The 20,207-nt window shown below is 43.8% G+C and carries 20 protein-coding genes; 12 read left to right on the top strand and 8 right to left on the bottom strand.

The annotated features are described in order from the left end of the window. Positions 1 to 8 precede the first annotated feature (8 nt). On the top strand, positions 9 to 851 hold the full coding sequence (kdsA, locus tag ACAY30_RS09920; RefSeq protein ID WP_290251391.1) for a 3-deoxy-8-phosphooctulonate synthase: 843 nt from the start codon (positions 9 to 11) through the stop codon (positions 849 to 851). A gap of 122 nt (positions 852 to 973) precedes the next feature. Here kdsA and ACAY30_RS09915 read toward each other — a convergent pair whose 3' ends face one another. Together ACAY30_RS09915 and ACAY30_RS09910 are read right to left on the bottom strand one after the other, a co-directional pair. Continuing rightward, positions 974 to 1,429 carry a methylglyoxal synthase gene (locus ACAY30_RS09915; RefSeq protein ID WP_290251390.1) on the bottom strand — a complete coding sequence of 152 codons (456 nt, stop codon included), beginning with the start codon at positions 1,427 to 1,429 and terminating at the stop codon, positions 974 to 976. A gap of 93 nt (positions 1,430 to 1,522) precedes the next feature. Next, on the bottom strand, positions 1,523 to 2,344 hold the full coding sequence (locus ACAY30_RS09910) for a hypothetical protein (RefSeq protein ID WP_290251389.1): 822 nt from the start codon (positions 2,342 to 2,344) through the stop codon (positions 1,523 to 1,525). A 159-nt stretch (positions 2,345 to 2,503) separates the two neighbouring features. Between ACAY30_RS09910 and ACAY30_RS09905 the strand changes: the two genes are divergently transcribed. Together ACAY30_RS09905 and ACAY30_RS09900 are read left to right on the top strand one after the other, a co-directional pair. Continuing rightward, positions 2,504 to 3,685: an exonuclease SbcCD subunit D gene (locus tag ACAY30_RS09905; protein ID WP_290251388.1), complete on the top strand. Its 1,182-nt coding sequence runs from the start codon at positions 2,504 to 2,506 to the stop codon at positions 3,683 to 3,685. Then, positions 3,685 to 6,756 (top strand): SMC family ATPase, encoded by a 3,072-nt coding sequence (locus ACAY30_RS09900; protein WP_290251387.1) that lies wholly within the window; start codon positions 3,685 to 3,687, stop codon positions 6,754 to 6,756. The genes ACAY30_RS09905 and ACAY30_RS09900 overlap by 1 nt, the downstream gene beginning before the upstream one ends. A 96-nt stretch (positions 6,757 to 6,852) precedes the next feature. On the opposite strand, the gene dsbB is transcribed toward ACAY30_RS09900, so the two are convergent. Beyond that, a complete protein-coding gene (gene dsbB / locus ACAY30_RS09895; RefSeq protein WP_290251386.1) occupies positions 6,853 to 7,380 on the bottom strand; it encodes a disulfide bond formation protein DsbB in 528 nt (175 codons plus the stop codon). A gap of 252 nt (positions 7,381 to 7,632) precedes the next feature. Between dsbB and ACAY30_RS09890 the strand changes: the two genes are divergently transcribed. Then, positions 7,633 to 7,905, top strand: coding sequence for a DUF4242 domain-containing protein (locus tag ACAY30_RS09890; protein WP_290251385.1), 273 nt, complete (start codon positions 7,633 to 7,635; stop codon positions 7,903 to 7,905). Between the two features lie 306 nt (positions 7,906 to 8,211). Here ACAY30_RS09890 and ACAY30_RS09885 read toward each other — a convergent pair whose 3' ends face one another. Together ACAY30_RS09885 and ACAY30_RS09880 are read right to left on the bottom strand one after the other, a co-directional pair. After that, positions 8,212 to 8,850, bottom strand: coding sequence for a DUF3885 domain-containing protein (locus tag ACAY30_RS09885; RefSeq protein ID WP_290251384.1), 639 nt, complete (start codon positions 8,848 to 8,850; stop codon positions 8,212 to 8,214). A 277-nt stretch (positions 8,851 to 9,127) separates the two neighbouring features. Beyond that, complete coding sequence (locus ACAY30_RS09880) at positions 9,128 to 9,535, bottom strand: energy transducer TonB (RefSeq protein WP_290251783.1); 408 nt, start codon at positions 9,533 to 9,535, stop codon at positions 9,128 to 9,130. Positions 9,536 to 9,950: 415 nt separating this feature from the next. On the opposite strand from ACAY30_RS09880, the gene ACAY30_RS09875 reads away from it, so the two are divergent. Both ACAY30_RS09875 and ACAY30_RS09870 read left to right on the top strand, forming a co-directional pair. After that, positions 9,951 to 10,286, top strand: coding sequence for a hypothetical protein (locus ACAY30_RS09875; RefSeq protein ID WP_290251780.1), 336 nt, complete (start codon positions 9,951 to 9,953; stop codon positions 10,284 to 10,286). A 57-nt stretch (positions 10,287 to 10,343) separates the two neighbouring features. Next, the gene (locus tag ACAY30_RS09870; protein ID WP_290251779.1) at positions 10,344 to 10,643 is read left to right on the top strand and encodes a hypothetical protein; all 300 of its coding nucleotides are present in this window, start codon (positions 10,344 to 10,346) and stop codon (positions 10,641 to 10,643) included. 200 nt (positions 10,644 to 10,843) lie between these two features. Here the strand turns inward: ACAY30_RS09870 and nhaB are convergent, their stop codons facing one another. Continuing rightward, positions 10,844 to 12,430, bottom strand: coding sequence for a sodium/proton antiporter NhaB (gene nhaB, locus ACAY30_RS09865; protein ID WP_290251778.1), 1,587 nt, complete (start codon positions 12,428 to 12,430; stop codon positions 10,844 to 10,846). A 737-nt stretch (positions 12,431 to 13,167) separates the two neighbouring features. Between nhaB and fadR the strand changes: the two genes are divergently transcribed. From fadR to ACAY30_RS09845, 4 genes are all read left to right on the top strand, one after another. Further along, a complete protein-coding gene (gene fadR / locus ACAY30_RS09860; RefSeq protein WP_290251777.1) occupies positions 13,168 to 13,878 on the top strand; it encodes a fatty acid metabolism transcriptional regulator FadR in 711 nt (236 codons plus the stop codon). Positions 13,879 to 14,034: 156 nt separating this feature from the next. After that, the gene (locus ACAY30_RS09855) at positions 14,035 to 14,367 is read left to right on the top strand and encodes a Grx4 family monothiol glutaredoxin (RefSeq protein WP_290251776.1); all 333 of its coding nucleotides are present in this window, start codon (positions 14,035 to 14,037) and stop codon (positions 14,365 to 14,367) included. A 135-nt stretch (positions 14,368 to 14,502) separates the two neighbouring features. After that, positions 14,503 to 15,108 carry a peroxiredoxin gene (locus ACAY30_RS09850; RefSeq protein WP_290251775.1) on the top strand — a complete coding sequence of 202 codons (606 nt, stop codon included), beginning with the start codon at positions 14,503 to 14,505 and terminating at the stop codon, positions 15,106 to 15,108. A gap of 203 nt (positions 15,109 to 15,311) precedes the next feature. Further along, positions 15,312 to 15,704, top strand: a complete 393-nt coding sequence (locus ACAY30_RS09845) for a hypothetical protein (RefSeq protein WP_290251774.1) — start codon at positions 15,312 to 15,314, stop codon at positions 15,702 to 15,704. Positions 15,705 to 15,833: 129 nt separating this feature from the next. On the opposite strand, the gene rnt is transcribed toward ACAY30_RS09845, so the two are convergent. Beyond that, a complete protein-coding gene (gene rnt, locus ACAY30_RS09840; protein ID WP_290251773.1) occupies positions 15,834 to 16,529 on the bottom strand; it encodes a ribonuclease T in 696 nt (231 codons plus the stop codon). Between the two features lie 223 nt (positions 16,530 to 16,752). On the opposite strand from rnt, the gene ACAY30_RS09835 reads away from it, so the two are divergent. Next, entirely contained in the window at positions 16,753 to 18,600 is a 1,848-nt protein-coding gene (locus ACAY30_RS09835; protein WP_371189882.1) for a M1 family metallopeptidase, read from the top strand. Between the two features lie 133 nt (positions 18,601 to 18,733). Here ACAY30_RS09835 and ACAY30_RS09830 read toward each other — a convergent pair whose 3' ends face one another. Beyond that, entirely contained in the window at positions 18,734 to 19,123 is a 390-nt protein-coding gene (locus ACAY30_RS09830) for a hypothetical protein (RefSeq protein ID WP_290251772.1), read from the bottom strand. A gap of 160 nt (positions 19,124 to 19,283) precedes the next feature. On the opposite strand from ACAY30_RS09830, the gene ACAY30_RS09825 reads away from it, so the two are divergent. Continuing rightward, positions 19,284 to 20,174, top strand: a complete 891-nt coding sequence (locus ACAY30_RS09825) for a RimK family alpha-L-glutamate ligase (RefSeq protein WP_290251771.1) — start codon at positions 19,284 to 19,286, stop codon at positions 20,172 to 20,174. Positions 20,175 to 20,207 lie beyond the last annotated feature (33 nt).

The following is a 20,207-nucleotide window of genomic DNA, read 5'->3' as shown; positions in this document are numbered from 1 at the left end:
GGATTATTATGGGTTTACAAAAAATTGATTTTGCGAACATCAGTATCGCAAACGATCTGCCATTTGTACTGTTTGGCGGTATGAATGTACTCGAGTCTCGTGATATGGCGATGAAAATAGCTGAGCACTACGTTGAGGTGACCAATAAGTTGGACATTCCTTACGTGTTTAAAGCATCATTTGACAAAGCAAATCGCTCGTCAATCAATTCGTATCGCGGTCCGGGTATGGATGAAGGCTTGAAGATTTTTGAAGAAATCAAATCGACATTCAACGTTCCTGTTATCACCGATGTTCACGAACCGTTCCAAGCGCAGCCAGTTGCCGAGGTAGTAGATGTGATCCAACTGCCGGCATTTTTGGCTCGACAAACCGACTTAGTAGTCGCCATGGCGAAAACTGGGGCGGTTATCAATGTCAAAAAACCACAGTTTTTAGCGGCTCATGAAATGCGCCACATTATTAAAAAGTTTGGCGAAGCGGGTAACGAAAATATTATTCTTTGTGAACGAGGTAGCTGTTTTGGCTATAACAACCTTGTGGTTGATATGTTGGCAATGGACGAAATGAAGTCGATGGCGCCGGTGATTTTTGATGCCACTCACGCCTTGCAAAAGCCCGGTGGACGAGAAGACTCGGCAGGCGGACGTCGCGCCCAGGCAGCGCAACTGGCGCGTTCGGGTATGGCTCTTGGTATTGGCGGCTTGTTTATTGAGGCGCATCCAAATCCTGACGAGGCGAAATGCGATGGGCCAAGTGCGTTACCACTGCACGCTTTAGAGGGGTATTTGACCCAGATGAAAGCGGTTGATGACTTAGTTAAATCATTTCCTAAGCTGGTAACAGAATAACTGTCCAAAAGATTCGTTTAACCGCATTTTGTCAACAAAGGTCAACCGATCTCAGGGGCGAATGCCTCATCAATAACAAAGGAAAGCTAAGGCTTTCCTTTTTTGTGAACTGTGACGTGTGACTATAGCCGTTTGGCTAAATACGCGTCGTAATCAGGAATCTGTCGAGGCATCGGTGTATCAAACAACGGTGAACTTACCAGCATATCGGCGGTTGCAATGTTACAGGCGACGGGGATATTCCAAACAGCCGCCAGGCGCAACAGTGCTTTGACATCAGGATCATGCGGTTGAGCCTCTAGTGGATCCCAAAAAAATATTACAATATCAATCTTTTGTTCGGTGATTAGCGCGCCGATTTGTTGATCGCCACCGAGAGGCCCCGATATCAGCTTGGTTATTGGTAACTGGGTTTGCTGTTCAAGTACCGAGCCAGTTGTACCGGTAGCCAACAATTGATGTTGTTGCAGTCGTTGCTTGTGGGTAACGCACCATTGAAGCAAATCGGGCTTCATATTATCATGAGCAACGAGGGCAATTCGCTTGTGCGCCTCGGTGTAAACACGTTTATAAATCATCAGTGATCCTCGCAGGCTAAAACGTGAAGCCTCAGCCGTAGCCAGTATATTCATCTGTTTACATCATGTACCCATTGCGCCGTAAAAGCCAGTTTAACGGCGCAAATTCTCGAGGCTGTTAAAGTCGACAACGCCAATGCGTTCAAGCTCTTTGACTGCGCGCTTAAGCAAGGTGCGCATATGTGGTTTTAAGTGGCGACTCGCTTGTTTATAGGGAATAGATTTCACTTGGCAATACAAGGCCAATAAAAACACATTGTCATTCTCTGTAAGCAACGCCTGTCGATTGGCCATAGGGTTATAGCAGCTCCCACAGCCACCTTTAAATTGATATGCGGTATTGCTAAAAATGACTCCAAAGCCCAACACACAGGCGATGACATCGACACTTGCACTAAGTAACTTATCGCCACCCGGTAAGGCTGTTTGCCGGTAGGGCAGCAGCAAGATTGCCAGTTGTTGTACTAAAGAGGCAATCATATCTTGCGGTTGATTTACTTGAGGTTGTTTATAGTAGATGGTTAGCGACTGGGTAGCTGGTGATTCAAAATCAGGCGAGTGATGACTGACGACGCACTGCTCACCGCGCAGTGAGCCGGTAAATTGTAAGCGTTGCTCAGCACCGTGGCGCAATAGCGGTTGCTGTGGAGGCGCTAAGGCGAGAGTGATTGGCCAGTGTTGCATACCAGCAAGTGACACGGTTTGTACAAAAATACGCTCTGCCATATCTTGTACACTGCTGACCCGACCCGGATAGAACGCATTGTTGGGTAGGACTAATTGGCTGTGATTGAGAAACTGTTGTTTATCGAAATTATTTACCGCCCAAATAAACGCATCCATTAACCAGTATTTGGATTCTGTGTCGAGCACAGATGGCGAGTTGACAAGCCGAGAAAAAAGCCCTGAAAGCATAAAGAAAAGTACAAAATTGTTGAAATTAAACGGCAATTTAGCACGAAGTTAAATTGGCAACAAGCGCATTAATCGCGTGTTTGTCACTCTGTGCAGGCACCGATATCTCTGGCATAATGTGGTCAGTCCATTATTAGCTGACGAGTCTTATAATTATAAATGCGCTTTATTCACACTTCCGATTGGCACATTGGCCGCTTGTTTCAAAACCAATCATTACTCGATGATCAAGTTTATATATTAGAGCAAATAAAACAGTACTTGGTTGATCATCAAGTGGATGCTTTAGTGATTGCTGGCGATATTTTTGATCGCTCGGTGCCACCGTCAGATGCCGTCGATGTACTCGACAGATTCATAAACCAAGTGGCCGAGCTCGATATACGAGTCATTATCATCAGCGGTAATCACGACAGCGCTAAGCGCCTGCGTTTTGGCGCTAAACAAATGCACCTGTCGGGCGTACATATCGTGGCCGATTTAGCCGAGGTGACCGAGCCCATCATCGTTGAAAATGGAGAACAGCAAGTGGCGTTTTACGGGATACCGTATCACGACCCGAATGAGCTGCGTTTCGCCTTTGCCGACGAGCAAGAGGTGTCGAAGATAAAAAGCCATGCTCAAGCTCACGACTATTGTGTGGCCAAAGTACTTGCTCACAAACAACAGCATTACCGCGACATACCTGCGGTATTGATGTCTCATTGTTTTGTCGATGGAGCGAGTGAATCTGACTCGGAACGCCCGTTGTCGATTGGCGGCGCGGATCGAGTTGCGTGGCAGCCAATGCAAGAGTTCACTTACGTTGCGTTAGGTCACTTGCACGGTCCACAATATCGCGGCAAATCGCATATTCGCTACAGCGGATCGCCACTAAAATATTCGTTTTCAGAACACCGTCAACAAAAAAGCGTCACCTTGGTGGATATCGATGAAAACCATTCGTTGCAAATAACCCAGTTGCCATTGCAGGCCAAGCGCGATGTGAAAATAATCGAAGGGCCATTGCAACAGTTAATTGCACAAGGGCAAGCGCATCGCGATGAACACGGCACGCCATGTGAGCACTATTACTTGGCGAGATTGACCGATACCGAACTTATGCTCGACCCGATGGGACAATTGCGCGCGGTTTTTCCCAATGTTTTACAGCTTGAACGGGTTAACTTTAACGAGCCGCGAGAGCAAAGTGAGGCACCGCTGTTTGCCAATAAAAAATCAGAATTAGATGTATTCGCTGACTTCTACCAGCAAGTCATGGGCATTGAATTGACAGAGCCGCAACGCGAGATTATGAGCCAATGCGTTAGTCAAGCCAAAGCAGAACACGAGGGAGAGTGATGAAGTTACATCAATTAACGCTACAGGCTTTTGGCCCGTTTGCCGACCGTCAACACATCGACTTTCAGCGCCTTGGCGATAACCCGTTATTCTTAATTGACGGTGCAACTGGTGCGGGGAAGTCATCGATATTACACGCCATTTGCTATGCCTTGTATGGAGAAACAACAGACGCGGAGCGCAAAGATCTGTCGGTGCGTTGCGATCAAGCCAAGCCCGATGTACTCACCCAAGTAACGTTAGAGTTTTCGATCAAGAGCATGCGCTATCGGATAACTCGTACACCGACGCAAATGCGCGCCAGCAAACGCGGCGATAAACAAGTTAAACACAATGCCAGTGCCGAGCTAATTGGCATGGATGACAGTGGTAATGAAACGTTATTGGTTGCTAAAAAGAAAACCGAAGCGGATGAGCATATCAGCCAAATCGTTGGTTTGAGCGTTGATCAATTTCGTCAAGTAATGGTGCTCCCACAAGGTAAGTTTCGCGAATTACTGCTCGCTAATTCAACCGAACGACAAGCGATTTTATCGACCCTATTTGCTACCGATATTTATCAAAAGATTGAGCAAAAGATCAAAGATAAAGCGACGGATATTGAACGTCAGTATCGCCAATTTATTGAGCGCGTAAATGATACCTTAGACGATATTGACTGCGAAAACGCAGAGCAGCTAGCTCAATTGGTACAGCAAACGGCGCAAACCGCCAACGAGCAGCAAGCCAATAAACAGCAAGCAGATACGCATCGACGTGCAGTAAGTGAGCGCTATCAACAAGCGAGTAACTTGCGTCAACTGTTCAAGCAACAGCAGCAAGCAGGTGAAAACCTCGCGCGCGTCAACGCCAATCAAGCCAAGATCGAACAGCTGGTCGAGCAACATCAATCTATTTTGCGGGCACAGAAAATTGATTCGCATTGGCAGGCGCTGCAAACCATTAGTACGCAAAAAACACGTATTGTTAACCAGCACCGACAATGGCTTGAACAAAAACAACAGCAAGTACTTGCCCACCAGCGCATCAAAGAGCAATATCAGCAAGCCAAGCAAGACAGTCAATGTCGAGATGAATTACTGAGCCAAATTAATCGGTTGACTGCGATGTTGCCACTACAGCAGCAGTTGACTCAGGTAGGTGACAGCTTTGACCAAGCAGAGCGAGCACAGCAACAGGCAAAGACGGAACTAACGCATACGCAAGCCGAATATCAGCAGTTAGCAGAGCGCAGCGACAAGGGAAGAGCGTTAATAGAACAAAGCCAACAACAACTGCAAAAGCGGCACGCTGTCCAGATTGAGTTGCAAAATATTCAGCAACAATACCAATTAAAACAACAATATGATCAGTTGACCAACGAATTAAATGGCCATGTGCAACAACACCAACAGGCCAAGCAACGCGTTGAGCAAGATCGGTATGACAGTCAACAAGCTGAGCGTATATATCATCAGCAAGCAAGTATTTACCATGCCAGTCAAGCCACGGTACTGGCCAAACAATTACAAGCCGGGCATCCATGTCCGGTTTGTGGGGCGACGCAGCACCCTCATCCGGCAGAGGCGCAAGCGGCACACACGGTAGATAAAGCGCAACTTGAGCAAGCTCACCAACACTGGCAAGCGCAACATCTCAAGTTGTCAGCAAGTGACAAAACGCTACAGCAACACCAGGTGTTATGGCAACAAACAGAGCAAGCATTGACCAAACTGAAGACTCAATTGAGCGAGCAATTTGACGCTACTGCTCAATGGACCTGTGAGCAGTTAGAACAACGTATTGCCGCGTTAGAGTCACAGTTAAGCAAGCTCGATGAGGTCGCTAATAACTTAGATAAATGGCAACGCAATCAACAGCGCATGCAGGCGTCACTGGCACCACTTCAAAGCAAAATATCAGAACTCAATGCACGGTTACCCGAACTTGCATCGCAACGGGCAAAGGCTGAACAGGCATTGCTGCAAGCGCGGCAAAGTGTGCCCGAAGAATACCGAGGCAACGGCGTCATCACACAGCAAGTTGAGCAACTCCAACAGCAAATCAAGCGACTTGACACACAGCAAATACAAGCTCAAGAAGCACTTGACCAAGTGACGCAGCAGTTAACTGCGTTGGACGCACACATTAGCCAAAGTGTTGATTCGCTCGCCGAGCTCGAACAGCGCGAGCAACAAGCGCAAACAAACTGGCAACAGATACGACTGCAACACGGATTTGAGCAGCAGATTGACTTTGAGCGTGCGTTAGCAAGCGAACCACAAGTTGAGCAAATACAACGGCAAATCGATGAACACAACACGCAACGCGAACAGTTAACCGGTCAGTTATCGGCGTTGGCAACGCAGTTAGAGAAGCAACAGCCACCCGACGTTGAAGCGTTAGAGCAACAGCGCTTGGCGGCCGAGCAGCAGTACAATGAGGTGGAACAATTACACAACCAAACGGTGTTGTATCACCGGCGACTGGTGTCCGCTCAGGAAAAAATAAAGCGCCTTGAACAGCAGCAAGCGCAAAGCAAAAGCGAATATGAGATTATTGGCAATTTAGCTGCCGCTGCGTCTGGGCGTGGTAGTGTTCGCGTATCGTTAGAGCGGTTTGTTTTAGCCGACTTACTCGATAGTGTATTGGCTATTGCCTCAAAGCGTTTACAGGTGATGAGTCGCGGTCAATACGAGTTAATGCGCCAGGACGAACAGCAACAAAAGCGCAATGTCAGCGCCGGACTTGATTTGGCTGTTTATGATAATTACAGCAGCAAAGTACGTCCCGTAGCAACACTCTCTGGCGGCGAGTCGTTTATGGCATCATTAGCCTTGGCCTTGGCGCTAAGTGATGTGGTTCAGCAATGTTCTGGCGGTATTGTTCTTGATACGTTATTTATCGACGAAGGCTTTGGCAGCTTAGATCAAGACGCGCTGCAACTGGCGATTGAAACTTTAATCGACTTGCAAACAACGGGACGAAGTATCGGTATTATTTCTCATGTAAGCGAGTTAAAGGAGCAAATGGCAAAACGCATTGATGTCAAACGCTCTCGTCAAGGAAGCACAATCACTCTGGTTAGCTGAGCTGAGGGTATGAAAGGCATAGAGGTAGCAATAACGTACTCAACATTTGAAAAAACGCACGGCGCATGTTAGCTGGCCGTGCGTTGTGAACACGCCCTAGTGTCGTTTTTTAAACAGTTGGCTTGCACGAGCGAGGAAAAACACCCCAAACAGTGCGCTATACACAGCGTATACGACAACCATCCACTGAGGCATTGAATAGCCTAAAAATTGCCAACTTATTTCGCCACAGTCACCTGTTGCGGCAAAAAGAGCTGGTAACCATTCGTGTAAAGGCATCCATGTTGGGAAGTTGGGAACCAAGTCACAGGTGTAAAATAAAGAGCCAGCGTTGGCTTGGATTTCAACGTGTTCCAAGGCCAGTGCCAATCCCCAGATAGCTGCAACTCCCCATATCGCAAAACCGAGTAAGCGAGTGACCATAAATGCATTGCCAAGCGCACCAATAACGCCGGCGATAACAATAGCGACAATGGCCACGCGCTGGTAGATACACATAATACACGGCTCAAGTTCCATACCGTATTGAAAGTAAAGGGCGCTGAGTTCTAAACCCAGTGCGGATAAAGCTAACAGCCACCACGATGTAGGGGTTAGCACAAAATCATTTAATCGTTTAAGCATTAAAGTACGACCGTTGTGTTTTTATTCTCATTCGAGCTTGATTAATAATGAATGCCAACAATAAAGTGATTGTCGTCGATGTGCAATAACTTGTGAGTAGATTTAGATGACTAAACCAGATAATTTCGCCTTGATCAACGCGATTTCACCTTTCAGTAGGATCATTCACCCAAGGTCAATATGGCCTAGCTTGATTTAGCGTCACCTTAGCCTATAGTCAAATGGACTTTTGGCATTACAGAGGAAATACACATGCCTAAATTTGTTATTGAACGTGAAATACCTGGCGCTGGCAATTTGTCGGGTGACGAGTTGCAGAGCATATCGCAAAAGTCGTGCGCGGTACTCAATGAATTAGGACCTCAGGTTCAATGGGTACACAGCTATGTAACTGACGATAAAATTTATTGTGTTTATATCGCTGAAGACGAAAACTTGGTGCGAAAGCACGCACAAATGGGCGGGTTTCCGGTCAATTCGGTAGCGCAAGTGCGCTCGACCATCGACCCAACGACGGCTGATTGAACTGTTGTTTAGAGAGCCTTGTTTGACGTTCAACAATTTGTTATTAAATTACATATAAAAGTAGTGGGCACTGACGTTCGCTCTGCGCCCTTAGTTAAAGTAAGCAAAGAAGAACCGTCATTGCGGTGAAAAACGCAACCTACTTTCATTTCAAGGTAGGGTTGAGGGGCTGTTTTGTGCCATTCAGAACTCGTCAAAATACCAGAAAAAAAACATCGTCATTCCATCATGTTTTTAGATGGAATCTCCTTCATATTCGATGTGGCTTGACCGGCTGTTTTGTGCCAATAGCTGCCGCCGGATAATTTAGGTGGGTTGCCCAAAAGTTTGTTCGATGATTGCTCTGTCGTAATTCAGGATAAATTGGTTGTGTGATAAATACAGGGGCATTAATACTGCCTTATCGAGCGCAATAACATCCATACCTCGATCATCGTATAAATTCAGCACTATATCCCTCGTATGATTTATAAAATAAACCTCCCCTTTGGAAGAAGGCCGTCGAGAGGGAAAATCGAAATTAATTAAAGACAGAAGTATTTGTTCTATATTGACGTCTTGAGGCGTGATGTTTTCGAAAGTAGCCCTTTTCCAGCATTCTCTCTTGTAATCTATGTTTTCAGAGTAAATATCTTTATGTTCGGTATAGGATATTTGAGGCTTACCAGAAGGTAAAAACTGCTTAAATATAAAACTATTCTTTTTGACCTTCCTGCGACCATCTGAAAACATTTGAAATACTATAGATATACTGTCGTCAGGCTTAAAGACTTCATTGAATATGGAAATAGCCCTTTGTAAGGCGATATCAAAATATTCCTTATTAATATCTCGCTCTTCAACATTATCCCACAACTCTACGTCATCTGGCCCTATCTCAAACCTCAAACCAATGGAATTGTTGTAGAATAGTGGTTTCTCTAATTTTATATCCGTGATATCCATAAAAAGTCACTATACAACGGCTGTTTATCGCTCAAAGCGGTAGTTGCCTCCGCCACTTCGCTTCATACTAACCTAACCGACCGCCAAGTCAAATATTCACTTTTATGAATAAAAATTCGAGGACTAAGCCTCGAATTTGTTGGTCGCCCCACTTAAGGTTAATGCCTTGTGAAGAAGGCGGTTTTCATTTATTCATATTAACGTCCTAGTAAGAATATTGAGCCTAACTAAAATATAATTCTAAGCACAACAATGTACGTAGCTCGACTCTGCAGTCTTAGCTCAGCCTAAAATCAATTTGTACACTATGGCACTTGCTTAATGCTGGCGAGCCACTTTTAGTCATAGGGATATATTCCCACTGTGAAAGAGCCTGTTTTGCAGCGTCTATAAAAGTATCTGAAGGAAATGACGATATTGGTTCAATATTTATTGGCTTGCCTTGTTCAGATATATCAAAATTAAATTGAACATACCCTTCAACTTTATCTCTTGCCGCTTGAATTGGGTACTTAGGAGCTACTCTATTGATAGAGTTCTTATAAGAATTATATTCGAGCCTGTCGGAGTCATTGGACTCAAAGCCTTCACATTTGCTATTAAAACTTAAAGTTTCATTGTTTGTTGAAGCACAACCTAACAAAAAACACATCACTGTTATATTGGTTATTAATAGCTGATTCAAAGTAATTTCCCTGTTAAGTAACTATTTATTTTAAATTTTTCAGTTACGTTTAGATTGCTAACACTTGAATATACATTAACCTTTTCAATTGTTTATAGTCAAATTCCGGGCACAAAAAAGGCCGCTTACGCTGGGCTGATATGAAATTAAGGATCTACATAACGTAGATCCTTTTTTATTCCTATTTATAATCAACAGCTTAGCTCTTATTGAGGCGCAACGAAATCGTTCCGTGTCGATTGCATTTATCATTAAAATCAATAGTTTGTAGCACATGTTGTTGAGTTTCATGTCACGAATCGTCGTAATAGACACTTTTACTTTTGACGTTTAATCAGTAAATTAAATAAAAACATAGTGGAAATTTACTTCCGCTTTGAGCGAGCAACGGACGAAAACTGATTTTTGATAAATTATGGATAGTAAGAAAAATTGCCCCGTTTGTGGCACAAAAATTCCTTTTATGGTTAAAGCCACATGCAGCCCATCTACGGGCATTGAATGCAGTAACTGCCAATCTATTTTAAAAATACGTTTAAATGAGCAAGCCTTTCCTATTCTTATTCTTGCTGTACTAATTGTTTCTGGTTACTACAAGGCTGACCTTGATAAGATTATTGGTGCATGGACAAGTCTTCTGTATTTAATCCTAGTGTTGGTATCTGGCTATTTTTGGAGCAAGTCGAAGATGCATGTACATTGGAAAAACCCAAACTGGACTAAAAAGAATACAGACTTGTCAAACACTTAGGTAGTTAATATCAATTATTAATACTTAAGTCAGCGTAAAGCGGACTGAGATAAAACAATGGAAGTAATACAGGGTTTAATTTTATTTGTAGGAGTTTGTGCCGCCATTTTTGCTGGAATAAACCAAATTGCGGCTCAATCTCGGTTAAAATATTTACGTAAAAACACCAATAAATGTGGTGGTAAAAATGCGTTAATAGGTGAAGCTGGTTATCTGTTTCTCGGCTATCACAAACAATTGGACGATGAAGAATTTAGCGCTATTCGCAAATTATTTATAGTGTCCTTTTACACCGCTACGTTTAGCTTTTTAGTTAGTTTTCTATTTCATTTATCATTAAATCTCACAGGCAGTTAATGGCACAAAACGGCCGTAGATAACCGATTCCATTTGGGGCTTTGTACCACTTCAACAATTAACGCTAATCGAACCAAAAAAAGGATCTAGAGTGCTAGATCCTTTTTTACATCAGCCTAGTCAGCCCGAGCGAGTAGGTGATGTATTGGCAAACAATTTAAGTGTATACGTTTGCCAATACATACAGCATCAGTATCGGGTTAATGACCTGACGGACTGGCGCTTTCACTCAGCGTATGATGCTCAATCAATCCCATTTGATAAAACATATCTGTGTATTCCACTAATACCCCTGAGTTGATGATGAGCAGGCCAACAATGGTTAATACAATGGTATAAGGCAATGCCATAAAAACCATCCGTCCGTACGATAAGCGGATGAGCGGTGCAATGGCTGAGGTGAGCAAAAACAAGAAGGCGGCTTGACCATTTGGTGTGGCTACGGATGGCAAATTAGTACCTGTGTTAATTGCGACCGCTAGCATATCAAATTGATCGCGGGTAATTTGACCTGATAGCAAAGCCTTTTTGACCTCGGTGATATACACCGTACCAACAAATACGTTATCACTGACCATAGATAAAAAGCCATTGGCTAAATAAAACATCACCAGTTGCATATTACCTTCGTAGGTTAATACCCAATTAATAACAGGCGTAAATAACTGTTGATCGATAATTACCGCAACCACAGCAAAAAACACGGCCAATAACGCGGTAAACGGCAGTGCTTCTTCAAAGGCATGACCAATTTGATGCTCTTCAATAACGCCAGTAAATGCCGTGGCAAGAACGATCACGGTTAAGCCAATAAGACCAACAGATGCGAGGTGTAGTGCCAGGCCAACGATGAGCCAAATGGCGATGAGACCTTGTACCACGAGCTTCATATTATCGGCGCGAGTGCGCGCTTCGGTTTCTTGTTGATCAAATTCAACCAATATCTGCCTGACGTTTTCTGGCAAAGGGACCCCGTAAGAAAACCATTTAAATTTTTCCAATAAATAGCAGGTTAACAAGCCGGCAATAAAGACTGGAATAGTGACCGGCGACATGCGAATAGCAAACTCGATAAATTGCCATCCTGCTTGCTCAGCGATAATTAAGTTTTGCGGTTCGCCTACCATGGTCATCACCCCACCAAGAGCGGTACCAACACCAGCGTGCATCAGTAGGTTACGCAAAAAGCCACGGAATTGCTCTAAGTCACTACGGGAGTACTCGGGTAGGTCGTGGTCGCTGTTTGGGTCGTGCGCCTGTGACTGATGTAAGCCTGAGGCGACTTTGTGATAAACAGAGTAAAAGCCCACAGCAACACTAATAATGACCGCGATTACGGTTAGTGCGTCTAAAAACGCTGATAAAAAGGCACTGGCGGCACAAAACATCAACGACACGGCTATTTTTGAATGGATTTTGGTAATAATCTTGGTAAACAACACTAACAACAGGTTCTTCATAAAATAGATACCAGCAACCATAAAAATCAGCAGCAGTATGACTTCTAAGTTAACTTCTATTTCATGTAATACTTGTGCCGGCGTTGTCATGCCGATGGCGACGGCTTGAATCACCAGTAAGCCACCCGGTTGCAATGGGTAACACTTAAGTGCCATCGCCAAAGAAAAAATAAATTCAATGACCAAAGCCCAACCAGCTACGTAAGGAGACACCCAAAAGAAAAGAATCGGATTGAGGATTAAAAAGCCAATAATGGTTAGTTTAAACCACTGAGGCGCTTGCCCTAAAAAATTTTTAAATACAGCCTGAGAGTAAGATAATTGCATGCAGACGCCCTTGATAATGATGTTTGCGCTCAATAATAGCCCGCTTTCCTTAATTTTTAAGGCACTTACAAAGCGTAGTACAAAATGAACGCAATATTAATGTCAGTATGACATTTGAAAGGCTTGATAATATTAACTAAAAGCAGCAAAGTCTAGCTGTACGTCAAGCTCTGCGCTATTTATGTTGCTGTTTAATATTCATATAGTCTTTAGTTTCGATGTGATAAAGCGAACGATATCCCAGTGCAAGGCAGTGCTTGCAATGGGGGGAATTGAAAGTGAGTAGCTAATAACGCGGCCAAAAGGCACACAAAGCCGCGCCAAATACGTATCACAAAGGCCACAGGCGCTAACTCAATTTGCTTTAATCGCAATACATGCGGTGATGTTCGCCATTTCAACCTGCCAAACAAAGTGAGATGAGCAAAGCGATTGATCTGCTAGCGCGATGTATTTGCGCGATGACAGGCACCTAAAACTGATTTTAATATCCACATCTATTTTTTAACAAAATTAACAACTACTCAATATATCACCCACTGATTAGCCGGTAAGATGAATTTTTTGCACATTAAGGTGGTGTGTAACCTTGACATAATCTGGTACAATCAGTTTATATAACACTAACCTATCAATAGTATTTGGGGTCGCAGTTTTTACAGCGTTCAATTTTGGATGTAACAAGTGCATCAATGCGGTAAATCTCGCTATAAATGTACCCCTTAGATGGAATATTCATGATCATTAAAGCTCAAAGTCCAGCCGGATTCGCAGAACAGTATATCGTCGAGTCGATCTGGAATGGCGGTTTTCCGCCGGGGTCTATTTTACCCGCCGAGCGCGAACTATCAGAACTGATAGGCGTTACTCGAACAACATTACGCGAGGTATTACAGCGTTTAGCTCGTGATGGCTGGCTCACTATACAGCACGGTAAACCAACTAAAGTGAATAACTTTTGGGAAACATGCGGACTCAATATCTTAGGTCGATTAGCCGAATTAGACCAAGAAGGAATCCCTGATTTGGTTGAAAATTTGCTGTCGGCACGCACCAATATCTGCGCTATTTACGTACGCGCGGCGATTAAAAATAATCCGCAAAAAGTGATCGAACTAGTGCGAGCGTGTATCGATACTTCAGAAAGTGCTGAACAATTTGCTGAAACAGATTACCAACTGCATCACGATTTGGCGTTGGCATCGAATAATCCGATTTATGTATTGGTTTTAAACGGCTTTAAAAACTTGTACTCAAGGCTTGGTGGTGTGTACTTTGCCGACCCTCAGGCTAGAGCGCTCACCCAAGAGTTTTATCACCAATTAATCGAGTTGGCTGAAAACGGACAGTTTAACGAGTCGGTGCAGGTGGTGCGTGATCACGGTCTTAAGTCGGTACAGTTTTGGGAAAAGCTGAAAGACAATATCATGGCTGAACTGGCCAAATAACCTCTTACTAGCCTCGTTGAGGGGCTCGCGTCGTCAAAAAAATGACGACAATTGTTGAAAAGCGGTTGTCGTCACCCCAAAAAACCGAGTAAACTAGTCGGACTTTATTTTTGTGTACCCAAGAAGCTTGAATAAACAAGCTTGCTCGAGGAATTTATGGAAACTATCGACAAAATCAAACAACAAATCGCCGAAAACCCGATTTTAATTTTTATGAAAGGTTCACCAAAACTGCCAAGTTGTGGTTTTTCAGCGCAAGCCTCGCAAGCGCTAATGGCCTGTGGTGAAAAGTTTGCTTATGTTGACATTTTACAAAACCCTGATATTCGCGCAGAGTTACCAAAATATGCAAACTGGCCAACTTTTCCGCAACTGTGGATAGAAGGCGAGCTGATTGGCGGTTGTGACATTATTTTAGAAATGTTCCAACAAGGCGAACTTCAGCCGTTGGTAAAAGATACCGCTGAAAAATACAAAGACGCAGAATAATTAAAACTATGGCCTTGTAATTATTCTATTCATCGCCATATATAAAGTCATGCAATGGTGTCATCGGCACCTTGTGTCGCAAATCATTTTATTTGGCTAATGTCTTATTAGCATTAACAAAAAACGGAGAAAACCATGAGTGTATTAGTAGGTCGTCCAGCACCTGACTTTACCGCTGCTGCTGTATTAGGTAGTGGTGAAATTGTTGATAACTTCAATTTAAGTGAAGCTATTAAAGGCAAGAAAGCCGTTATCTTTTTCTACCCATTAGATTTTACTTTTGTTTGTCCATCAGAGCTGATTGCGTTTCATCACCGTATGGATGACTTCAAGAGCCGTGGCGTTGAGGTTATTGGTGTTTCTATCGATTCACAATTTTCTCACAATGCATGGCGTAACACACCAGTAAACGAAGGTGGTATCGGTCAAGTTGATTACACTCTAGTTGCTGACGTTAAACACGAAATCTGTCAAGCATATGACGTTGAGCATCCAGAAGCTGGCGTTGCGTTCCGCGGTTCATTCCTTATCGATGAAGACGGTATGGTACGTCATCAAGTGGTTAACGACTTACCACTTGGTCGTAACGTTGACGAAATGATCCGTATGGTTGACGCGTTAGCATTCCACCAAGAGCACGGTGAAGTATGTCCAGCCGGCTGGAACAAAGGTGACAAAGGTATGACCGCTTCACCAGAAGGCGTTGCATCTTACCTATCTGATAACGCTGATAAATTATAATAATCAGTCAGTTATAACTGAATAAAAAAAAGCTGCTTTATTAAGCAGCTTTTTTTTTTTGCACTACACTTTGGAGTAAAGCACAAAATAACATCTAGATTATTGAATCACAGTTACCCAAACCGATGGTCACACGTGTCTAGTAAGCGGGCGCTTGCACTCGGTAAGTGGTAATTGACAAGAATAAGAAACGGAGCACATCAGTGAAAATTAGCACCCCTATCTATGAAAAACTTCCGCTTATTTATTTCACCCTTGCAGGGGCATTGTTTTTTCGATTTGATGCAATAGGCTATCTACTGCCTGCCGTGGCACTATTTGCTTATGGCGCTCATATATCGGTATTGCGCTCAAACTATCGACGTCAAAATCGAGTAAAACAAACCGTTCCGGGCTTTCGTTTACCGCAAGTGGTGTATGAGTACTATCCGTGGGGCTTTGTCGCTTTTTCGATGTTGTTGATCAAATTTAAAACCGATGCGCTTGGTGTGTTTATTGCCTTACCTTTTTTGCTGTTTGCGTTGAAAGTTATCTATGTTCGCCGTCAGTCGCGACGAGTTAACTTACTTAGCTTTGGCAGTAAAACATCGGTTTAGTCACCGCTGATACATATCGTTATCGCAGTTTGCTTATCGCTTATAGCTTGCAGCTTAGGCTAAACCATTGTCTCACGCCTTGATAAACCAAACCAGTGTTGCTAACTGCAGTGAGTAACAACTTACAATTTAGTCTTCTGTCGACGGATCGTCATGAATACAACCAGCTTTTTCACTGTCTTGTTCCGCTTGCTCATTAGCCAATGGCCAACCACCGAGATGTTGCCATTTATTGACGATAAAGCAAAACAACTGCGCTGTTTTTTCGGTGTCGTAAAGTGCACTGTGTGCTTCGCTATTGTCAAAGTTTATATTGGCGCTTTCACATGCCTTGGCCAATACGGTTTGACCAAGCGCCAAACCAGCCAGTGTAGCCGTATCAAAGCTGACGAATGGATGGAATGGACTGCGCTTAATATTACAACGCTCAGTTGCTGCATTGACAAAACCAAGGTCAAATGCCGCGTTGTGGGCAACCATGATGGCGCGTTTACAACCGTAGCTTTTCATTTCTTTGCGCACTCGTTTGAAGATATCTTTTAATGCTTGAGACTCACTGACCGCACCTCGCAAGGCACAATGAGGATCGATACCGGTAAACTCAAGCGCGGCGGGCTCAAGGTTTGCCCCCTCAAACGGTTCAACGTTAAAGCACAAAGTTTCTTTTACCGATAATAGCCCGGTGATCTCATCCATGTGTAAAATACTTGCAGCAATTTCAAGTAAGGCATCGGTTTGCGCGTTAAAACCGGCTGTTTCAACATCGATAACAACAGGGTAGTAACCGCGAAATCGGCGGGCAAAAAGTGATTTTTCAGAGTCCATAACAAGTATTCACGAAGCCTTGATGTAATTAGGTAAAAGAAAACGTCAAGCGCGAATTATCGCAAAATTTGAATTGAAATTCATCCGTTGATTTTCAACCAGGAGTTTTATCACAACAGGCGCTACAATCACCGCGGGATTTGCTTATTCTGTAGTTGTGGTACTTGCAAAGCAAAATCTTGTCAGTACACTAACGCCGTTAACCACTTAGAGATGAAATACTATGATAAAGCGACTTCATATGGTGTTTTGCACCCTAGTCATGTTTTCTAGCCATGCACTAGCCGTAGCAAAGGACACCTTAACTTATGCAAATTACGAGCAAGTAAAAATAAGCCACGCTTACTTAGACTTGGCTGTTGATTTTGATCAAAAAGCGGTAAAGGGTTTTGTCGACCTCAGTTTAACCTGGCTTGATGCCGAACAAACAAAGGTGGTGTTAGATACTCGCGATTTGATTGTTTTCAAAACCTTAGCCGAAGATAGCGAAGGCGAGTGGCACACTGTTAGCTATCAGCTTGCCAAGCGCGATGATGTGATGGGATCAAAGTTAACCATTACTCCGAACTTTCAAGCTAAAAAACTACGCGTTTATTATCAATCAACCGAAAAAGCGTCTGGTCTCCAGTGGTTGTCGAAAGCGCAAACACAAGGCAAAACACAGCCGTTTATGTTTAGTCAAAATCAGGCTATTCACGCGCGCAGTTGGATCCCAATCCAAGACACGCCCGCGGTTCGCTTAACCTACAGTGCGCGAATTAAAACACCGAAGTCACTATTGGCAGTGATGAGTGCCAATAACGAACCGAATACACCAGTAGATGGTGATTATCACTTTGTCATGCCTCAGGCGATTCCCGCCTATTTAATCGCGATTGCGGTCGGTGACTTACAGTTTAAGCCGATGAGCGAACAAACCGGTATTTACGCAGAGTCGTACATTCTCGATCGCGCTGTAGCCGAATTTGATGACACACAAGACATGATTGAGGTGTCAGAGGACTTATACGGCGAGTATCGCTGGGGCCGTTACGATTTGTTGATATTGCCACCGAGCTTTCCCTTTGGCGGCATGGAGAACCCTAGATTATCGTTTATCACGCCAACCGTAGTGGCAGGCGATAAATCGCTGGTAAACTTGATTGCTCATGAGCTTGCACACAGTTGGTCTGGCAATTTAGTGACCAATGAAAGCTGGCGCGACCTTTGGTTGAACGAAGGATTTACTTCGTATGTTGAGAATCGCATTATGGAACGCGTGTTTGGCAGTGAGCGAGCAATCATGGAGCAAGTGTTAGGTGTTGCTGATTTACAGGGGGACTTAGCGACATTACCGGCCAACGACTCTATCCTGTATCTCGATCTACAGGGCCGTGATCCCGATGCGGCGTTCAGCGGTGTTCCCTATGTGAAAGGTCAGCTGTTTTTGATGTTCTTAGAGCAGCGTTTTGGGCGTGAAAAATTTGATCCATTTGTTTTAGATTATTTTAATCACTTTGCCTTTCAGTCAATCGGCACTGAAACGTTTATCAACTACTTGCGACAAAACCTGATTGACAAATACCCAGGTATTGTCAGCATGAACGAAGTAAATGAGTGGATTTTTACCGCCGGTTTACCCAACACAACGCCAACTCCAACTTCCGACGTATTTGTTAAAATTGACGCGTTAACGGCACAGTGGCTTGCCGGTGAAGTTGCGCTGGCACAGTTGCCAACCAACAAATGGACCGTGCATGAATGGTTGTACTTTATCAACGGTTTAGATCGTCAAATGAGCCTTGATACTATGGCACAACTCGATCGCCAGTTTAACTTAACTCAAAGCACCAACGCTGAAATTGCACACGCCTGGTATTTACTTGCCTTGCACACAGGTTATGACACGGTCATGCCAGCGCTTGAACAGTACCTAATTCACATCGGGCGTCGTAAACTCATTGTTCCGCTGTACAAAAAGCTCGCGCAAACACCGCAAGGACTGGCGTTTGCAAAACGAGTTTTTAAGGTGGCTCGACCGGGGTACCATCCACTAGCTCAAGGTACGATCGATGAAATCTTGTTGCAATAAGCGCGACAACAGGGGCTCTGATTTACGGTTATAAAATATTTGGCTGTAGATATAAACGCACACACAATGACGTATTGTGTGTGCGTTTTTTTGTATTGTTATTTCAGTGAAGTCAATTCGCCTTAGGGCGTATTTATGGTTTTGCTGTCATGATCACATCCACTTCTTGCATGTTGCTCTCTGGCAAATAGTCTTGTGGATCAACAATCACTCGCACGTCGCTTTGCATGTAGTCAAAGTACAACTCTAGTCGGCCGTATTGAGTGCGTTCAGAGACAGGAACGCCAAATTTTTCAGTGTAATATTGGCGAATTTGCTCAGTGTCAGCTTGAGTAAAGTAGTTTACGACGGCCGGCATCGAGTCAGTATAGGCAGCAAACACCTTAGCATCAGCGAGCATAGGAATATCGATACTTATCGTCGCGGTGGTGTCACTTGACGAACTATAAGGCGTAGCAATCGCTGTGTTTTGCATTGATGCCAAGCAAAGTAGACTAACCGCGGCAATTTTTATTGTTTTCATAATCACTTATCCAATGGTGTTACTTATGTTGTTAATTTACGTGGTTTAGGTTGTTGTGGTCAACCAAAAAACGTAAACTCTGTCGATAAATTTACTGCGAGCTAAGTCTGTGCGTCATTCTTAGCGGTAATACAACGCTGAACATTACAAGGGGAAATCGTTGAAACGCTGTGCAATTCTGACTATGGAGAGCCTTGAAGGCTTTGAAGCCTACGATCATTTATTAGACCAACCTCTGTTGGAGTTGGGCTGGCAAACTGAAATGGTAAGTTGGCGAGACACCGAGGTGGACTGGGATCAATTTGATGTGGTTTTAATCCGCACACCATGGGATTATCAAGATGATGCAGAGCGGTTTATACAAGTACTTGGCGACATTGAAAACTCCTCCGCTGTATTAGAAAACTCACTGACTATTTGCGCCTGGAACATAGACAAAAAGTATTTACAAGAATTGCAAAATCACGGCGTAAACATTGTCCCAACCGCATGGTTTAACCAGTATCAAAGCGACAACATTGCCGCCTGTTTTGAGCAATTTGGTTGCCAACAATTGGTGATAAAACCTTGTGTTAGTGCAAATGCAGATGACACCTTCTGGTTGACTATCGACAATTGGCAAGACTACCAAACCACCTTGGCAACAACCTTCGCTAAGCGTGATTTTATGGTACAACCGTTTGTCGAAAGTGTTATTGAAGAAGGCGAATACTCGTGTTTTTACTTTGACGGTCAATACAGTCACAGTATTTTAAAAACCCCAAAAGCCAATGATTTTCGCGTACAAGAAGAGCACGGTGGGCGACTGACTCTGGTTGAGCCACAAGCTGAGCTACTGGAGCAAGCAGACCATGCAATGGCGGTCTTAGCCTCAATTGATGAAATGCCAATGTACGCACGAGTTGATTTTGTCCGCATGGGAGAGCGTTTTGCGATGATGGAAGCGGAGCTTATTGAACCGTCGTTGTATTTTAATATGGAGCCAAAATCAGCGCCGCTTTTTGCTCAGTTATTTGTTCAGAGAATGGCAAATAAACATCGCATTAATTAATTAGTGTATTCGGGCAGCTAGCACGTGAGGGCT

This window comes from Thalassotalea ponticola (genome assembly GCF_041379045.1).
GTDB lineage: Bacteria > Pseudomonadota > Gammaproteobacteria > Enterobacterales > Alteromonadaceae > Thalassotalea_A > Thalassotalea_A ponticola.
This window is presented reverse-complemented; position numbering and strand designations above follow the sequence as displayed.

Bases quoted from the DNA above. Each gene is read 5' to 3' on its own strand.
- dsbB (WP_290251386.1), bottom strand. From the start codon at position 7,380: ATGCTTAAACGATTAAATGATTTTGTGCTAACCCCTACATCGTGGTGG.
- ACAY30_RS09915 (WP_290251390.1), bottom strand. From the start codon at position 1,429: ATGATTTATAAACGTGTTTACACCGAGGCGCACAAGCGAATTGCCCTC.
- ACAY30_RS09885 (WP_290251384.1), bottom strand. From the start codon at position 8,850: ATGGATATCACGGATATAAAATTAGAGAAACCACTATTCTACAACAAT.
- kdsA (WP_290251391.1), top strand. From the start codon at position 9: ATGGGTTTACAAAAAATTGATTTTGCGAACATCAGTATCGCAAACGAT.
- rnt (WP_290251773.1), bottom strand. From the start codon at position 16,529: ATGGACTCTGAAAAATCACTTTTTGCCCGCCGATTTCGCGGTTACTAC.
- fadR (WP_290251777.1), top strand. From the start codon at position 13,168: ATGATCATTAAAGCTCAAAGTCCAGCCGGATTCGCAGAACAGTATATC.
- ACAY30_RS09905 (WP_290251388.1), top strand. From the start codon at position 2,504: ATGCGCTTTATTCACACTTCCGATTGGCACATTGGCCGCTTGTTTCAA.
- ACAY30_RS09910 (WP_290251389.1), bottom strand. From the start codon at position 2,344: ATGCTTTCAGGGCTTTTTTCTCGGCTTGTCAACTCGCCATCTGTGCTC.
- ACAY30_RS09835 (WP_371189882.1), top strand. From the start codon at position 16,753: ATGATAAAGCGACTTCATATGGTGTTTTGCACCCTAGTCATGTTTTCT.
- ACAY30_RS09830 (WP_290251772.1), bottom strand. From the start codon at position 19,123: ATGAAAACAATAAAAATTGCCGCGGTTAGTCTACTTTGCTTGGCATCA.
- ACAY30_RS09855 (WP_290251776.1), top strand. From the start codon at position 14,035: ATGGAAACTATCGACAAAATCAAACAACAAATCGCCGAAAACCCGATT.
- nhaB (WP_290251778.1), bottom strand. From the start codon at position 12,430: ATGCAATTATCTTACTCTCAGGCTGTATTTAAAAATTTTTTAGGGCAA.
- ACAY30_RS09875 (WP_290251780.1), top strand. From the start codon at position 9,951: ATGGATAGTAAGAAAAATTGCCCCGTTTGTGGCACAAAAATTCCTTTT.
- ACAY30_RS09850 (WP_290251775.1), top strand. From the start codon at position 14,503: ATGAGTGTATTAGTAGGTCGTCCAGCACCTGACTTTACCGCTGCTGCT.
- ACAY30_RS09890 (WP_290251385.1), top strand. From the start codon at position 7,633: ATGCCTAAATTTGTTATTGAACGTGAAATACCTGGCGCTGGCAATTTG.
- ACAY30_RS09900 (WP_290251387.1), top strand. From the start codon at position 3,685: ATGAAGTTACATCAATTAACGCTACAGGCTTTTGGCCCGTTTGCCGAC.
- ACAY30_RS09870 (WP_290251779.1), top strand. From the start codon at position 10,344: ATGGAAGTAATACAGGGTTTAATTTTATTTGTAGGAGTTTGTGCCGCC.